Raw genomic sequence first — 15988 nt, forward strand, 5'->3', positions numbered from 1 at the left:
AGACCCAACGCCGGGACCCCGCCCGAGTTACCGGCCGGCAGGCCGGAGTAGCCCGGAAAACAGCCGACGATCGAACATCCGTGCTATCCGACGTACCATTTATCAGAACATCCGTACGACCGGAGCGGTTTTTCACCCCGACACGCCGGTGAGAGGTCGTACAGATGTTTGAAAATGACCGATCTCACCTATACGGTCAGGAACAACCGGGCGCGATGGATCTTCAGGACACCCGGCGACGCACCACCCTCAGCACCGTCGTGGCACCACCGCACGCACCACGAGCCGACGAGGCACCCAGCGCCGACCAGGGAGGACGGACGTGACCGAGGACCGGGCCAGCCGGCCGAAGAGCCCGCAGCAGATCACCGAGGCGGGCCCGCCGGCCACCCGACGCCGCAGCGCCGCGCGCAGCCGGACGGGTCAGCCCGCCGTGCGCCCGGTCACACCGGTGGTCAGCGCCTTCCCCGACCCGGCGACGGTCGACCTGACCGCCCGCCAGCGCCGCATCCTGGAGTTCATCCGCACCTGGGTGGAACGGCACGGCTACCCGCCGAGCGTTCGCGAGATCGGCGAGGCGGTCGGCCTGGTGTCGCCGTCCAGCGTCGCCTACCAGCTCAAGGAGCTGGAGAAGAAGGGCTTCCTGCGCCGCGACCCCAACCGGCCGCGCGCGGTGGACGTCCGCGCCCCCAGCGAGGCCATCGACGACGAGCTGACCCGGGCGCAGCGGCCGACCCCGGCGTACGTGCCGATGCTCGGCCGGATCGCCGCCGGTGGGCCCATCCTCGCCGAGCAGGCCGTGGAGGACATCTTCCCGCTCCCCCGCGAGCTGGTGGGCGAGGGCGAGGTCTTCATGCTCCAGGTCAAGGGCGACTCGATGCTCGACGCCGCGATCTGCGACGGCGACTGGGTGGTCGTCCGGCAGCAGCCGACCGCCGACTCGGGTGAGATCGTGGCCGCCATGCTCGATGGCGAGGCGACCGTGAAGACCTACCGGCGGCGCGACGGGCACGTCTGGCTCATGCCGCAGAACCCGGCCTTCGACCCGATCCCCGGCGACGACGCCACCATCATGGGTCGGGTCGTGGCGGTGCTGCGCCGCATCTGACCGGTCCGCGGGTGGGTGCCGACGGCGCTCACCCGCGCTGGCGTCAGTAGCGGTCGCCCCGGTGGCCGCGACCGCCCCCGGGATACTGCCCGTACGGGTCACCCGGCACGTCCTCGTCCCGCCTGCGGCCGGGTCGCTGACCCCGGTAGTCGGGCTCCGGCCCGCCACGCCGGGGCGGCTCGGCACGACCGGTGCCGGGCTGGCCACCACCGCCGCCGTACACCCCACCGCCGGGACGACCACCGCCGCCCGGGGGACGCCCCCCGCCGCCACCCGCCGGCCGGCCACCGCCACCCGCCGGGGGACGACCGCCGCCGTAGACACCACCGCCGGCCCCGCCGCCGCCCGGCCGGGCCGGACCGTAGCCACCATCGGCAGCCGCCGGGCGGCCACCGCCGTACACCGCGCCACCGGCCGGGGCCGGACCGCCACGGCCCCCGCCGTAGACGCCGCCACCGGCGGGCGGGCCACCGCCGTAGACGCCGCCCGGGCGGTCACCGGCCGCCGGGAAACCATCGTCGCCACGGCCGCCCCGCGGGTTGACGGGCCGCTCGTCCGGATCGGACGTGTCGGCGGCCGGTGGCCGTCGACGGGCCCGGAGGATGCCGATGATGCCCGCACCGACCAGCAGCAGACCGACCAACCCGACCGCGCCGACCAGGTACGTGATGTCGTTGAAGCTCAACCCGTCGATCCAGGACTTCGAGGCGGCCGGCTTGGCACCACCGGCGGCCGCCAGCGGCGCCGCCGTGGAGGTGGACGGCGTGTAGCTGAGAATGTCGACCGTCTCTTCCTCGGTGAACCGCTGACCGTCGGAGACGGTGAGGAAGGTCTTGCCGTCCGCGGTGTAGCTGATGGCCTCACCGAACGGGTCGGCGAGCGGCGTCACCCGGGGCTTCACGGTGGTGAGCGCAGCGACGATGTCACCGCCGGCCACGTCGTACTCGAAGGCGTCCGCGTAGGTGCGCAGGACCACCCGCGTGCCGTCCGGCGAGCGTGCGGCGCCGGTGATCGCGACCCGACCGAACGTGTTGAGCGGGTTCTCGGTCTGCGTCTGGGGCAGCGAGATGTCGCCGACCTTGCGCATCGGCACCGGGTCGGTGTCGCCGGTCTTCAACGCCGCCGCCGGCGTGTAGATCTCGGCCTTGCCGCTGGTCACCTTCGTGATGATCAGCGGTTTGCCGTCGTCGCCGATGAGCAGCGCCTCGGCGTCGTGGGGCTTGCCCTCGGGGTAGGAGAGACGGTGCAGCACCGGCTGCTTGGCGCCGGTGACCGGCATCGACCAGAGTGCGACCCGGGTCCGGCGCTCCTTCGAGGTGGTGTTGTCGCCGGTGTCGGCGATCCAGAGGGTGCCGCCGTCCTTGGACAGGGCCAGGTCCTCGGTGTCGAACGGGCCCTGCCCGGAGTACCGGACCGGCTCCTTCGAGATCTTGCACTTGCTGTCCAGGAAGAAGACCCGCTTGCGTGCCGCGTTGTCGGTGCTGTCGTTGACGACGATGTAGCCACTCTTGGTGACCACCAGCCCGGACAGCTCCCGCAGCCGCTCGTCGACGATCGTGCAGCGCTTCTTACCGGGCGTGGCTGCCGGCGGCTCGGACGATCCGGGAGCGGGGGCCGCAACGGCGACTCCGGCGAGCGCCACGGTTGCCCCGAGCAGGCCGAGGGCAACCGTGACCGAGGAAACAACGCGGCGCATTCGGCCAGTGTCGCATGCCACGCGTTTCCGTTGGATGACGCCGTGGGCGCTCAGGACGCCACGACGGCCGCCTGCCCCTGCCGCTCGACGTCGAACGGCGCCAGCTCGGCCGCGAGCGCCGCACCGACCCGGACGTGCAGGAGGGTGCCCTCCGCCAGGTGCGACGTGCTGAGCACCTCGCCGGTGCGGTGCACCCGCGCCACCAGGTCGCCCCGGTCGTACGGCAGCACCGCGCGGACCTCCACGGCCGGGCGCGGCAAACGCTCCTCGATCGCCTCGCGCAGCCCGTCCACGCCCCGCCCGGAGTGCGCGGAGACGAAGATCGCGTCCGGCCAGAGACGCTTGAGCCGGAGCAGCGTGTCCTCGTCGGCCGCGTCGGTCTTGTTGACCACCAGCAGCTCGGGGAGCCGGTCCGCGCCCACCTCGGCGAGCACCTCGTGGACCGCCCGGACCTGCTCCTCCGGGTCCGGGTGGGTGCCGTCGACGACGTGCACCACCAGATCCGCCTGGGCGACCTCCTCCAGCGTCGAGCGGAACGCCTCGACGATCTGGTGCGGCAGGTGCCGGACGAAGCCGACCGTGTCGGAGAGGGTGTAGAGCCGCCCGTCGGAGGCCGTGGCCTTACGGGTGGTCGGGTCCAGGGTGGCGAACAGCGCGTTCTCCACCAGCACGCCCGCACCGGTCAGCCGGTTGAGCAGGCTGGACTTGCCGGCGTTGGTGTAGCCGGCGATGGCCACCGCGGGAACGGCGTTGCGGGAACGGCGAGCACGCTTGGTCTGGCGTACCGTCTTCATGCCCTTGATCTCGCGGCGCAGCCGGGAGATGCGGGTACGGATCCGGCGCCGGTCGGTCTCCAGCTTGGTCTCACCGGGACCACGCAGACCCACGCCGCCGCCGGCGCCACCGCCGCGACCGCTACCACCGGTCTGCCGGGACAGCGTCTCACCCCAACCGCGCAGTCGGGGCAGCAGGTATTCGAGCTGGGCCAGCTCGACCTGCGCCTTACCTTCCTTGCTCTTGGCGTGCTGGGCGAAGATGTCGAGGATCAGCGCCGTGCGGTCGACCACCTTGACCTTGGTGCGCTGTTCCAGGTTGCGCAGCTGGGACGGGGACAGCTCCCCGTCACAGATGACGGTGTCGGCGCCGGTGGAGAGCACCACCGCACCGAGGTCGTCGACCTTGCCGCGGCCGATGTAGGTGGCCGGGTCGGGTCGGGTGCGGCGCTGGATCAGCCCTTCGAGCACCTGGGAACCGGCGGTCTCGGCCAGCGCGGCCAGCTCGGTGAGCGAATTTTCCGCGTCGGTCGCGGTGCCCTCGGTCCAGACACCCACCAGGACGACCCGCTCCAGCCGCAGCTGCCGGTATTCCACCTCGGTGATGTCGGTGAGCTCGGTGGAGAGGCCCGGTACGCGTCGTAGCGACTGCCGCTCCGACAGCTCCATCTCGCCGGTGGTGACGTCGTCGAGCTCGTCCTCGACGGGGACAAAGCTCTCCTGGTCTCGCAAGCGGTTCTCCTGTCCGTTTTGATAAGTAGAAAGTAATCCTGACATGACCCAACGCTCAGCGCACCCGCTATATGCCCGTGCCGAGGGTCGCCAAAAGTGGGGGCGAATGCCGGCCGACCTCGACAACCCGGTAGAAATGCGGGGCGGCGGCCGATCGGCCGCTCAGCCGTGACGGAGGGATCCCGTGGCCATCACCCGACTGCCGAGCGCCGGATTTTCGATCACCATCCGGATCGCCGTGACCGCGGACGCCTCCTCGATCGGCCGGCTGACCACCTCGGTCGGCGAGGCCGGGGCGATCGTCACAGCGCTGGACGTGGTGGACTCGGACCCGACCCACGTGATCGTCGACCTCACCTGCGACACCGCCGACGCGAGCCACGCCGACCAGGTGGTCGACGCGCTGACCGCGCTGGACGGCGTGGACGTGCGCAAGGTGTCGGACCGGACGTTCCTGCTGCACCTGGGCGGCAAGATCGAGGTGACCTCGAAGGTCGCGCTGCGCAACCGCGACGAGCTGTCCCGGGCGTACACCCCCGGGGTCGCCCGGGTCTGCATGGCGATCGCCGAGAACCCGGCCGACGCCCGCCGGCTGACCATCAAGCGCAACACCGTCGCGGTGGTCAGCGACGGCTCGGCGGTGCTCGGCCTGGGCAACCTCGGGCCGGCCGCGTCGCTGCCGGTGATGGAGGGCAAGGCCGCGCTGTTCAAGCGCTTCGGCGGGGTGGACGCCTGGCCGGTGGTCCTCGACACCCAGGACACCGACGAGATCGTGCAGATCGTCAAGGCGATCGCGCCGGCCTACGGCGGCATCAACCTGGAGGACATCGCCGCGCCGCGCTGCTTCGAGATCGAGGCCCGGCTGCGCGAGGCGCTGGACATCCCGGTCTTCCACGATGACCAGCACGGCACCGCGATCTGCGTACTGGCCGCGCTGACCAACGCGCTGCGGGTGGTGGGCAAGCGGCTCGAGGACGTCCGGGTGGTCGTCTCCGGGGCCGGCGCGGCCGGCACCGCGATCATGAAGCTGCTGCTGCGCCAGGGCGTCGGCGACATCATCGCGTACGACCGGGAGGGTGCCCTGCACCGCGGGCAGGCCGGGCTCAACTCGGCCTGGCAGTGGCTGGCGGACAACACGAACAAGGAGAACTACTCCGGCGACCTGCCGGGCGCGATCCGGGGCGCCGACGTGTTCATCGGTGTGAGCGCGCCGAACCTGCTGACCGGCGACGACATCGCCGCGATGGCCAAGGACTCGATCGTCTTCGCGCTGGCCAACCCGGACCCGGAGGTCGACCCGCGGGAGGCGCGCAAGTACGCCGCGGTGGTCGCCACCGGTCGCTCCGACCAGCCGAACCAGATCAACAACGTGCTCGCCTTCCCGGGTGTCTTCCGCGGCATGCTCGACGCGCACGCGGAGGAGTTCACCGAGGAGATGGCGATCGCGGCCGCCCGGGCCATCGCGGACGTGGTCGGCGAGGAGAAGATCAACCCGACGGTGATCGTGCCGAGCGTCTTCGACCCCCGGGTCGCCCCGGCGGTCGCCGCCGCCGTCCGCGCCGCCGCCCACAACCCGAGCCCGCTGCCGGCCGCCGACCCCGGCCCCGCCGACCTCCCGGAGATCGCCGCCAACGCCAGCGCAACCCCCTGACGAGCCGTCCGGCGCCCGCGTGTGCGTCGGGAGCGAGGGAGCCGGCCCGGACGGGGTCCTCTCCCTCGCTTTGCTCTGCTTCAACCACCGCAACACCCGATGTCCGATTACCGGACACCGGGTGTTGCGCGGGGTGAAGCAGAGCAAAGGGCCAGTGACGACCGACGGCAGCCGGGTGTGCGGACAGCTCAGCGTCGGACGGTGGCGGGCAGGGCGGAGAGGTCGACCTCGCCCGTGGCCACCAGGACGGCCGGGCCGGACAGCCAGCAGGAGTCGGCCGTGACGGTGACCGTCAGACGGCCGCCGGGGACGTCCACGGCGACCACCCCGGTGTCCCGGCCGGCGTCGCGCAGGGCCACAGCGCCCACTGCGCAGGCACCGGTGCCGCAGGACAACGTCTCGGCGCTACCGCGCTCGTAGACCCGCATCAGGGTGTGGGTGTCGGTGGCGTCGACCGGGTCGCCCGCCACGATGAACTCCACGTTCACCCCGCTCGGGAAGACCTCCGGGTCGAACCCGGGCGCGGTGGTCAGGTCCAGCGCGGACAGCTCCACACCCAGGGGCAGGACGCAGACGAGGTGCGGGTTGCCGACGTCCACGGCGGTGCCGGGCAGGGTCAGCCCGCCCAGGGTGGCGGTGGCCTCGTCGTACAGCCGGGGGCGGCGCATCTCGACGGAGACGGTGCCGCCCTCGACCAGCGCACGCACGACGCCGGCCCGGGTGGCCACCGGCAGCGCCTCGCCCGTGGGCGTGGCCAGCCCGGTGTCGAGCAGGTAGCGCACGAAGACCCGGGCGCCGTTGCCGCACATCTCCGCGAACGAGCCGTCGGCGTTCCAGTAGTCCATGAACCACTCGGCCTCACCGGCCAGCTCGGCGCCGTCCGGATGCTTGGCCGCGCGGACCACCCGCAGCACCCCGTCCGCGCCGATGCCGCGCCGCCGGTCGCAGAGCGCCGCGACCAGCTCCGGGGTCAGGTCGAGCTGACCGTCCGGGTCGGGAAGGAGGACGAAGTCGTTGCCGGTGCCGTGGCCCTTGGTGAACTCCACGCCCCCATCATCGCGCAGCGGCCGGCACCAGACGCAGGGCGGCCTCGATCAGGCCCGGCATCGCCGAATCCAGCCAGTGGACCCGAGGGTCGCGCCGGAACCAGGACCGCTGCCGGCGGACGAACCTCCGGGTCGCTCGGACCGTCTCCTCGTGCGCCTGCGCCTCGGTCAGCTCACCGGCGAGCATGCGCAACACCTGCTGGTAGCCGAGCGCCCGGCTGGCCGTCCGCCCCTCGGGCAGGCCCCGCCCGACCAGCCCACGGGTCTCGTCCACCAGGCCGTCGGCCCACATCCGGTCGACCCGCAGTGCGATCCGCTCGTCGAGCAGCGCGGTGTCCAGGTCGACCCCGAGCTGCACGGACGGGTAGTACGGCGTCGGCTCCGGCAGCGACGCCGCAAACGGCGCACCGGTGAGCTGGATCACCTCCAGGGCGCGGACGATCCGGCGGCCGTTGCCGGGCAGGATGCTCTCGGCGGCGGCCGGGTCGGCGGCGCGCAGCCGCGCGTACAGCGGCGCCGGCCCGACGTCGGCCAGCTCCCGTTCCAGCCGCTCGCGCAGCGCCGGGTCGGTGCCGGGGAAGTCGAAGTGCTCCAGCACCGCCCGCACGTACAGCCCCGAGCCGCCCACCAGCAGCGGCACCCGGCCCCGCGACAGGATGTCGTCCACCGCCGCACGGGCCAGCCGCTGGTACTCCGCGACGCTCGCCGGCTCGGTGACCTCCCAGATGTCCAGCAGGTGGTGGGGCACCCCGTCCCGCTCGGCGGGGGTCAGCTTGGCGGTGCCGATGTCCATCCCCCGGTAGAGCTGCATCGAGTCGGCGTTGACCACCTCCCCGTCCAGGGCGTGCGCCAGGGCGATGCTCAGTGCCGACTTGCCCGCGGCCGTCGGGCCGACCACCGCCACGACCGTGCCGACCGGGCGGGGCCCGTCGCCGCTCACGCGCGCTCCCAGGACGCCACGAAGTACGCGACACCGTAGGGAGCGGCGTCGTAGCGCAGTTCGCCGCGCCACGTGCCGGCCGACCGGGCCGCCCCGGCGAGCACCTGCCAGGGCGCCCGACCGGCGGCCTTCAGCTCCGCGGACAGACCCGGGTCGAGCTCCAGCAGGACGTCCACGTCCGCCCCGGCCAGGGCCGCGGCGACCCGCTGGTCGTACGGGTGGGCGCGCGGGTCGTCGTACCCGGGGGACTTCTCGCCCCGGCAGGCCGACCCGTCCCCGAGCGCCAGCAGTGCCACCCGGGTGCCGGCGGCGTTGACCTCGTCGGCGAGGGTGGCCAGCTCGGCCGGGCCGGCATCGGCGGCCACCTGCACGGCCGTCACGGGCGCCCGCACGCCCTGCCGGGCCAGCAGCCACGCGCCGATGGTCAGGCTCAACGGCAGCACCGCGCCCCGGTCGGGCTGCCCGGGGGTCAGCGGCACGTCCAGGTCGACGCCCCAGGGCTGGAGGGAGCCGGTGGCCGGGGGCGGGATCGGGCCGGTCGCCGGGCCGGCGCCGAGCAGCACCACGGCGTCCGGATCGGCGGCCAACAGCCCTCCGACGGCGGTGTCACAGGCCGCCCGCAGGTCGTCCAACTCGGGCGCGGCGGCACCCGCCACCTGGGGCACGAGCAGGGGCGGATGGGGGCAGACGGCGGCGGCGACCAGTGGCACCCGTTCACCGTAGCGGGAATGCCCGGTGCGTCTCCGCGCCGATACGGTCATTCGCGCCCTAGGACACCGTATGGTCACGGTCGGCGATAGGCGCTCGACGCGGACCGGGTCGGACCTGTGACAATGCCGGAAGCAACTTGACTGCGCCGTGGCGGCGGCGGGGGCCAGTTCCCTCGACGCCGGGAGAACGAGGATGGGCACATGAGCGACTGGACTGCCTTCGGACGGGTGGACGCGGACGGCACCGTGTACGTCAAGACCACCGAGGGCGAGCGGGTGGTCGGATCCTGGCAGGCGGGAGCACCGGAGGAGGGCCTGGCGCACTTCGCACGCCGCTTCGCCGACCTGGTGACCGAAGTGGACCTGACCGAGGCGCGGCTCAACTCGGGAGCGGCGGACGCCGGGCATTCGCTGAGCACGATCAAGCGGATCCGCGCCACGCTGCCCGAAGCCCACGTGGTCGGCGACATCGACGCCCTGGCCGCGCGGCTGGACAAGCTGGCCACCCTCGCCGAGGAGAAGGCCGGTGAGGCTCGCGCCGCCCGGGACGCCGCTCGCGGCGAGGCCCTGGCGCGCAAGACCGCGCTGGTCGAGGAGGCCGAGAAGCTCGCCGCCGAGTCGACCGGCTGGAAGACCGCCGGGGACCGGCTCAAGGAGATCCTCGACGAGTGGAAGACCATCCGCGGGGTCGACAAGAAGACCGACGGCGAGCTGTGGAAGCGGTTCGCCGCCGCCCGGGACGGCTTCACCCGGCGCCGCGGCGCCCACTTCGCCTCCCTGGACGCGCAGCGCAAGCAGGCGCAGACGGCCAAGGAGGAGCTGGTCGCCGAGGCCGAGAAGCTCAGCGACTCCACCGAGTGGGCGGCCACCGCCAACCAGCTCAAGGAGCTCATGACCCAGTGGAAGGCCGCGCCGCGCGCCTCCAAGGAGGCCGAGCAGAAGCTCTGGGAACGGTTCCGGGCCGCGCAGGACGCCTTCTTCAGCCGGCGCAGCGAGGTCTTCTCCGCCCGGGACAACGAGCAGCGCGGCAACCTGGAGCGCAAGCAGGCGCTGCTGGCCGAGGCCGAGGCGCTGGACATCGACGGTGACCCCAAGGGCGCCCAGGCCAAGCTGCGGGACATCCAGGCCCAGTGGCACGAGGCCGGCCGGGTTCCCCGGGAGGCCGCCGCCGGGCTGGAGCGCCGGCTGCGCGCCATCGACGACAAGGTCCGCGAGGTGATGGACTCGGCATGGCGCCGCACCACCAAGGAGGACAACCCCCTGCTCGCCCAGATGCGGGCGCAGGTGGCGGAGGCGGAGGACCGGCTGGCCCGGGCGCAGAGCGCCGGGGACGCGCGCCGGATCAAGGAGGCCGAGCAGGCCCTCGCCGCCAAGCGGCAGTTCCTCCAGCTCGCCGAGCAGGCCGGCTGAGCTGACGCGTTCCGGAAGCCCTCGGTCCCACCCGGGACCGGGGGCTTCCGCGCTGTCCCCGCCCCGCGCCGCCCGTGCCGCCCCACGCCGACCGCGCCGCCCGGCTCAAGATCCTCACAACATCCCTGAAGTTGCTGCCTCAGACACGCCGGAGGCAGCAACTTCCCTGAAGTTGCGTGGATCTTGCGAGCTTGCTGGGGCCGGCGACCGGAGGTGCTGGAACGCCACCGTCACCCAGTCCGGCACGACGGTCACGGCCGCCGCCCCGTCCCTGCCGGCGGGCGCGTCGGTCACGGTCGGCTTCACGGCCAACGGCACCGCCACTCCACCCACCGCACCGAAGCTCAACCCGACAGCCTGCTGAGCTGGCTCGCCTCGCTCCCCTCGCCCGCCGTCAGTGGCGGCGGGCGACGGGGCGGCGCGCCGCGTCAGAGGACGGCGCAGCCGCCGGTGGTGGGTGCGGGCGCGACCGCCGGTGCGCCGATCGTGGGCAGCCCGAGCAACACCCCGGGGGTACGCGGGGAGCGCCCCGCCTCGGCGGCGTCGCCGGCCCGGGTCCGCCGGTGCGACAGCGGCGCACCGTCGGCGTTGAGGTGGTGCGGCGCGGCGTACGTGACGGCGGTGTGCACGATGTCCCCCGGCCGGATCTGGCCGGCCATCGACCCGCCGTCGGCCGCCCCCGTCGCGAAGTGCACGAGCCGACCGTCGCGGGCGCGGCCGGACATCCGGCCGGTCCGCTCGTCCTTGCGGCCCTCGCCGACCGCGACCAGCACCTCGACGGTCTCCCCCACCAGGCGCTTGTTCTCCGCCCAGGTGATCTCCTCCACCGTGGCGATCAACCGCTCGTAGCGCTCCTGCACGACCTGCTTGGGCAACTGGCCGTCCATGGTTGCGGCGGGCGTGCCGGGGCGCTTGGAGTACTGGAAGGTGAAGGCCGAGGAGAACCGGGCCTCGCGCACCACGTCCAGGGTGCGCTGGAAGTCGGCCTCGGTCTCGCCGGGAAAGCCGACGATGATGTCGGTGGTGATCGCCGCGTCCGGCATCGCCGTGCGGACCTTCTCGATGATCCCCAGGTAGCGGTCGGAGCGGTAGGACCGGCGCATCGCCCGGAGCACGTCGTCGGAGCCGGACTGCAACGGCATGTGCAGCGAGTGGCAGACGTTCGGCGTCTCGGCCATCGCGGCGATCACGTCGTCGGTGAAGTCCTTCGGGTGCGGGCTGGTGAACCGGACCCGCTCCAGCCCGTCGATGTCGCCGCAGGCGCGCAGCAGCTTGCCGAAGGCGTACCGGTCGCCGAACTCGACGCCGTAGGAGTTGACGTTCTGCCCGAGCAGGGTCACCTCCAGCACACCCTCGTCGACCAGGGCGCGCACCTCCGAGAGGATGTCGCCGGGGCGACGGTCCTTCTCCTTGCCCCGCAGAGAGGGCACGATGCAGAACGTGCAGGTGTTGTTGCAGCCCACCGAGATCGAGACCCAGCCGGCGTACGTGGACTCACGGCGGGTCGGCAGCGTGGACGGGAAGACGTCCAGCGACTCCAGGATCTCCACCTCGGCGGCGGCGTTGTGCCGGGCCCGCTCCAGCAGCACCGGCAGCGCACCGATGTTGTGCGTGCCGAAGACCACGTCGACCCAGGGCGCCTTGCGGACGATCTCGCCACGGTCCTTCTGGGCCAGGCAGCCACCGACGGCGATCTGCATCCCCGGGTGCTTGTCCTTCACGGGGCGCAGATGACCGAGGTTGCCGTAGAGCCGGTTGTCCGCGTTCTCCCGCACCGCGCAGGTGTTGAAGACCACGACGTCCGCGCTGTCGTCGGCCTGGGGCGCACGCACGTAGCCGGCCTGTTCGAGCAGGCCGGAGATGCGCTCGGAGTCGTGCACGTTCATCTGGCAGCCGTAGGTGCGCACCTGGTAGGTGCGCGCGCTGCCCGCCGCTGCGGTAGTCATGACCAGGACAGCGTATCCGGGTGGGCCGGATCGCCCCGAACCGAGGAGCACACGACATGTGCCGGAGCATCAAGACCCTGCGCGAGCCGTTCACCCCGCAGGTGACCGACGCCGACATGGAGGCGGCGGCGTTGCAGTACGTCCGGAAGATCTCTGGCTTCCGGGCGCCCGCCGCGCACAACGCCGCCGCGTTCGACGCCGCCGTGGCCGCCGTCACCGAGGCGACCCGCACCCTGCTCGACCAGCTCGTGGTGCGGGGTGCCGGGCCGGCCACCGCGGACCGGCCGGCCACCGCCTCCGGCCGCGCCTGATCGACGGTCGGCGGGCCGGCCGGACCCGGGGGGGTCAGGCCGCGGCGAGCGCCGGGGCGACGGTGTCCGGTGCCCAGCGCGAGCGGTGGCACTGCGACCAGCCCCGGCAGCCCGGGTCGGCCAGCGTGCAGAGCCGCTGCCTGCTCAGCACCTCGCCGTCGTCGGTGTCGCGGACGTCGAAGTGCACCGGGCGGACCGTGCCGTCCGGGGTCACGAGCAGGTGCCGGCCGGCGTCGAGCGTGTCGTCGCGCAGCAGGCAGTTGCGGTCCAGCAGGCGCGCCAGCGCGGCGATGCTGGCGTGCTCGGGGAGCCGCTCGGGCACCCCGTAGCAGTCCACGATCGTCGCGAACTCGCCCGGCGCCTGCCAGACGTCGCAGACCACCGCGTACGCCGGCAGCCGCGCCGGGTCGGCCACCGCCAGCGGCATCACCACCCGACCGAGCGCCTCGGCCAGCGCCGGGTAGACCTCCACGGGTCGTACCCGGTCGATTCTCCAGTTCCACAGCTCGGTCATTCCGCCTCCTCGCTGCGTTCGTCCCACCGGCCTCCGGATCGGGCCTTACTGACGATGGTGGGGGGCATTTGACCTCAGCCGGGGGCAAGTTACCGGTCTGTGACCATTCCGGGCAAAATTTCCCTGAGCAGCGTTGCTCGGAGTAGCGGGAAGATGACAGTTTATCGGGTATGGTGCCGCGTCGGCACCACCGGCGCCGCGTGTTCCGGTTCCGGATCGGCGAGGCCCCCGTCCGGTCAGCGCAGGACGACCAGGTGCTCGCCGCGGGGCAGCAACTCGCCCACCACGGGCGCACCCGGCAGCTCACCCGCGACCAACAACCCGCCCGAGGTCTGCGCGTCGGCCAGCAGCAGCCGCTCGCCCTCGTCCGTCACGCCGAAGTCGGTCCACGGGGTGACCCAGTCCAGGTTGCGCCGGGTGCCGCCGCTGACGTACCCGTCGCGCAGAGCCTCCCGCGCACCGGGCAGGTAGGGCACCCGGGCGGTGTCGATCGCCACCGTGAGCCTGCTGGCCCGTGCCAGCTTCGAGGCGTGCCCGAGCAGGCCAAACCCGGTCACGTCGGTGCCACAGCGGATGCCGGCGGCGACCGCCGCCCGGGCGGCGTCGCGGTTGAGCGCGCTCATCGTGGCCACCGCCTCCGGGAAGCTCTCGCCGGTGGTCTTGTGGCGGGTGTTCAGCACGCCCACCCCGAGCGGCTTGGTCAGCGACAGCGGCACCCCGGCCCGGCCCGCGTCGAGGGTGATCAGCTCCTCCGGCCGTACCGTGCCGGTGACCGCGAGGCCGTACTTCGGGCCGTCGTCGTCCACGCTGTGGCCGCCGGCCAGGTGGCAACCGGCCTCCCGGGCCACGTCCTGGCCGCCGCGCAGCACCTCACGGGCCAGCTCCAGCGGCAGCACGTCGCGCGGCCAGCAGAGCAGGTTGAGCGCGACCAGTGGGACGCCGCCCATGGCGTACACGTCGGAGAGCGCGTTGGCGGCGGCGATCCGCCCCCAGTCGTACGCGTCGTCGACCACGGGGGTGAAGAAGTCGGCGGTGCTGACCAGGCCCGTCCGCTCGTCCAGGCGGACCACCGCCGCGTCGTCGCCGTGGTCCAGACCGACCAGCAGCTCGGCGGTGCCGGTTGCCGGGCCGAGACCGGCCACCATGATCTCCAGCTCCCCCGGCGGGATCTTGCAGGCGCACCCTCCGCCACGGGCGTAACGGGTCAGCCGAACCGGTTCCGTCATCCGTCCATGATCTCGGCAACAGGGCGCCGACGCCACCGATGCGGCCCGTCGAGTGGCCGGAATCGGACTCGCTGCGACGATCGTGACCGGTGTTACCGCTCCGTGACCCGCCGGGTTGCGTTCTGCCACATCACGCCGCCTACAGTGGCCGCACCGGGGGTCAACCGACCCCGATCTGGGAGACGACAGGGACGGTGGACGACGTGACGACGGGCGAACCGCTCATCGTGCTGGACGCGGTCAACAAATGGTTCGGACCGCTGCACGTGCTGGACGACGTCTCGCTGTCGGTGGGTCGGGGCGAGGTGGTCGTGGTGATCGGCCCGTCCGGCTCCGGCAAGTCGACGCTGTGCCGCGCCATCAACCGACTGGAACCGATCAACTCGGGCACCATCACCTTCGACGGCCAGCCGCTGCCGGCCGAGGGCAAGGCCCTCGCCAAGCTGCGCAGCGAGGTGGGCATGGTCTTCCAGTCGTTCAACCTCTTCGCCCACAAGACCATCCTGGAGAACGTCACCCTCGGCCCGATCAAGGTCCGCAAGGAGAAGCCGGCCGCCGCCCGCGAGCGCGGCCTGGCCCTGCTCGACCGGGTCGGCATCGCCAACCAGGCGGACAAGTTCCCGGCCCAGCTCTCCGGCGGTCAGCAGCAGCGGGCGGCCATCGCCCGGGCACTGGCCATGCAGCCCAAGGCGATGCTCTTCGACGAGCCGACCAGCGCGCTCGACCCGGAGATGGTCGGCGAGGTGCTGGACGTGATGACGTCGCTGGCCCGCGAGGGCATGACGATGGTCGTGGTCACCCACGAGATGGGCTTCGCGCGGCACGCCGCGAACCGGGTCATCTTCATGGCCGACGGCCAACTGGTCGAGGACGCCCCGCCGAACGAGTTCTTCGAGAACCCGCGCAGCGAGCGGGCCCGGGACTTCCTCTCCAAGATCCTTACGCACTAGGCGTCCGTAGTGGAGCACGCCGGCCACCGGCGGGCCCCGTTGAAGAAGGAGAAGAGTATGCGTATCAAGCGCGTTGCCGCGGTCGCCGCGGTCGCCGCTCTGGCGCTCGGCCTCACCGCCTGTGGTGGCGACGACGGCGGAGAGGGCACCGGCTCCGGCAGCAAGTCCTTCGCCGCCGGCAGCACCATGGAGAAGCTGAACAAGGCCCAGAAGATCAAGGTCGGCACCAAGTTCGACCAGCCCGGCTTCGGCCAGAAGGGGCTGTCGGGCAAGCCCGAGGGCTTCGACGTCGAGGTCGCGAAGATCATCGTCAAGGAGCTCGGCATCCCCGAGGACAAGATCGAGTGGGTCGAGGCCCCCTCGAAGGTCCGCGAGGACGTGATCGTCAACGGCACGGTGGACTTCGTCGCCGCGACCTACACGATCAACGACAAGCGCAAGGAGCGGATCGCCTTCGCCGGGCCGTACTACGAGGCCGGCCAGAACATCATGGTGAAGAAGGACGAGGCGACCATCACCGGTCCCGACTCCTTCAAGGACGGCACCAAGAAGGTCTGCTCGGTGACCGGCTCGACCCCCGCCGAGACGATCAAGCAGTACGTCAAGGACGTCGGCACCCAGCTGGTGCTCTTCGACACCTACGACAAGTGCCGCGACGCCCTCAAGGGCGGCCAGGTCGACGCCGTCACCACGGACAACGTGATCCTGCTCGGCTACATCGCCAAGGACGAGGCGTCCTTCAAGCTGGCCGGCGCCAACTTCACCAAGGAGCCGTACGGCATCGGTGTGAAGAAGGAGGACGCGGACTTCCGCAGCTTCATCAACGACACGCTGGACAAGGCCGTCGCCGACGGTAGCTGGAAGAAGGCCTGGGACGACACCGCCGGCAAGTTCGGCGCGGAACTGGGCGCGGCTCCGACCATCAACCGCTACTGATCTGACCCTTCGATCTGGAGGGTGGGGAGGAAAACCGAC

At 72.2% G+C, this 15988-nt stretch carries 15 protein-coding genes; 7 read left to right on the plus strand and 8 right to left on the minus strand.

The features are described 5' to 3' along the window. The first annotated feature begins 322 nt into the window (after nt 1–322). Entirely contained in the window at nt 323–1108 is a 786-nt protein-coding gene (gene lexA, locus M8C17_RS12385) for a transcriptional repressor LexA (protein WP_252416575.1), read from the plus strand. Between the two features lie 43 nt (nt 1109–1151). Here the strand turns inward: lexA and M8C17_RS12390 are convergent, their stop codons facing one another. Further along, nucleotides 1152–2804: a hypothetical protein gene (locus M8C17_RS12390; protein WP_252416576.1), complete on the minus strand. Its 1653-nt coding sequence runs from the start codon at nt 2802–2804 to the stop codon at nt 1152–1154. 50 nt (nt 2805–2854) lie between these two features. Further along, nucleotides 2855–4309 (minus strand): GTPase HflX, encoded by a 1455-nt coding sequence (hflX, locus tag M8C17_RS12395; protein ID WP_252416577.1) that lies wholly within the window; start codon nt 4307–4309, stop codon nt 2855–2857. Nucleotides 4310–4493: 184 nt separating this feature from the next. Between hflX and M8C17_RS12400 the strand changes: the two genes are divergently transcribed. After that, nucleotides 4494–5960, plus strand: coding sequence for an NAD-dependent malic enzyme (locus tag M8C17_RS12400; protein ID WP_252416578.1), 1467 nt, complete (start codon nt 4494–4496; stop codon nt 5958–5960). 188 nt (nt 5961–6148) lie between these two features. On the opposite strand, the gene dapF is transcribed toward M8C17_RS12400, so the two are convergent. From dapF to M8C17_RS12415, 3 genes are read right to left on the minus strand one after another with little or no spacing between them, the layout of a single operon-like run. Further along, nucleotides 6149–7006, minus strand: coding sequence for a diaminopimelate epimerase (gene dapF / locus M8C17_RS12405; RefSeq protein WP_252416579.1), 858 nt, complete (start codon nt 7004–7006; stop codon nt 6149–6151). Nucleotides 7007–7013: 7 nt separating this feature from the next. Further along, on the minus strand, nt 7014–7958 hold the full coding sequence (gene miaA, locus M8C17_RS12410) for a tRNA (adenosine(37)-N6)-dimethylallyltransferase MiaA (RefSeq protein WP_256482598.1): 945 nt from the start codon (nt 7956–7958) through the stop codon (nt 7014–7016). Then, nucleotides 7943–8707 carry a class III extradiol dioxygenase subunit B-like domain-containing protein gene (locus M8C17_RS12415; protein ID WP_252416581.1) on the minus strand — a complete coding sequence of 255 codons (765 nt, stop codon included), beginning with the start codon at nt 8705–8707 and terminating at the stop codon, nt 7943–7945. Before M8C17_RS12415 ends, miaA begins: the two co-directional genes overlap by 16 nt. Before the next feature lie 150 nt (nt 8708–8857). Here M8C17_RS12415 and M8C17_RS12420 point away from each other — a divergent pair, with 150 nt between their 5' ends. Next, nucleotides 8858–10066 (plus strand): DUF349 domain-containing protein, encoded by a 1209-nt coding sequence (locus M8C17_RS12420; protein WP_252416582.1) that lies wholly within the window; start codon nt 8858–8860, stop codon nt 10064–10066. A 172-nt stretch (nt 10067–10238) separates the two neighbouring features. Next, a complete protein-coding gene (locus M8C17_RS12425; protein WP_252416583.1) occupies nt 10239–10430 on the plus strand; it encodes a cellulose binding domain-containing protein in 192 nt (63 codons plus the stop codon). 64 nt (nt 10431–10494) lie between these two features. Here the strand turns inward: M8C17_RS12425 and miaB are convergent, their stop codons facing one another. Then, nucleotides 10495–12012, minus strand: a complete 1518-nt coding sequence (gene miaB / locus M8C17_RS12430; protein WP_252416584.1) for a tRNA (N6-isopentenyl adenosine(37)-C2)-methylthiotransferase MiaB — start codon at nt 12010–12012, stop codon at nt 10495–10497. A gap of 56 nt (nt 12013–12068) precedes the next feature. Here miaB and M8C17_RS12435 point away from each other — a divergent pair, with 56 nt between their 5' ends. Then, nucleotides 12069–12323: a DUF2277 family protein gene (locus M8C17_RS12435; RefSeq protein ID WP_252416585.1), complete on the plus strand. Its 255-nt coding sequence runs from the start codon at nt 12069–12071 to the stop codon at nt 12321–12323. Between the two features lie 34 nt (nt 12324–12357). Here the strand turns inward: M8C17_RS12435 and M8C17_RS12440 are convergent, their stop codons facing one another. Both M8C17_RS12440 and selD read right to left on the minus strand, forming a co-directional pair. Continuing rightward, nucleotides 12358–12837, minus strand: coding sequence for a hypothetical protein (locus M8C17_RS12440; protein WP_252416586.1), 480 nt, complete (start codon nt 12835–12837; stop codon nt 12358–12360). A 236-nt stretch (nt 12838–13073) separates the two neighbouring features. After that, complete coding sequence (gene selD / locus M8C17_RS12445) at nt 13074–14063, minus strand: selenide, water dikinase SelD (protein ID WP_252416587.1); 990 nt, start codon at nt 14061–14063, stop codon at nt 13074–13076. 194 nt (nt 14064–14257) lie between these two features. Between selD and M8C17_RS12450 the strand changes: the two genes are divergently transcribed. After that, complete coding sequence (locus M8C17_RS12450) at nt 14258–15013, plus strand: amino acid ABC transporter ATP-binding protein (protein WP_252416588.1); 756 nt, start codon at nt 14258–14260, stop codon at nt 15011–15013. A 57-nt stretch (nt 15014–15070) separates the two neighbouring features. Further along, nucleotides 15071–15949 carry a glutamate ABC transporter substrate-binding protein gene (locus M8C17_RS12455; protein ID WP_252416589.1) on the plus strand — a complete coding sequence of 293 codons (879 nt, stop codon included), beginning with the start codon at nt 15071–15073 and terminating at the stop codon, nt 15947–15949. Nucleotides 15950–15988: the final 39 nt, after the last annotated feature.

Origin of the sequence: Micromonospora sp. RHAY321 (assembly GCF_023896955.1) — a bacterium.
Classification (GTDB): Bacteria; Actinomycetota; Actinomycetes; order Mycobacteriales; family Micromonosporaceae; genus Micromonospora.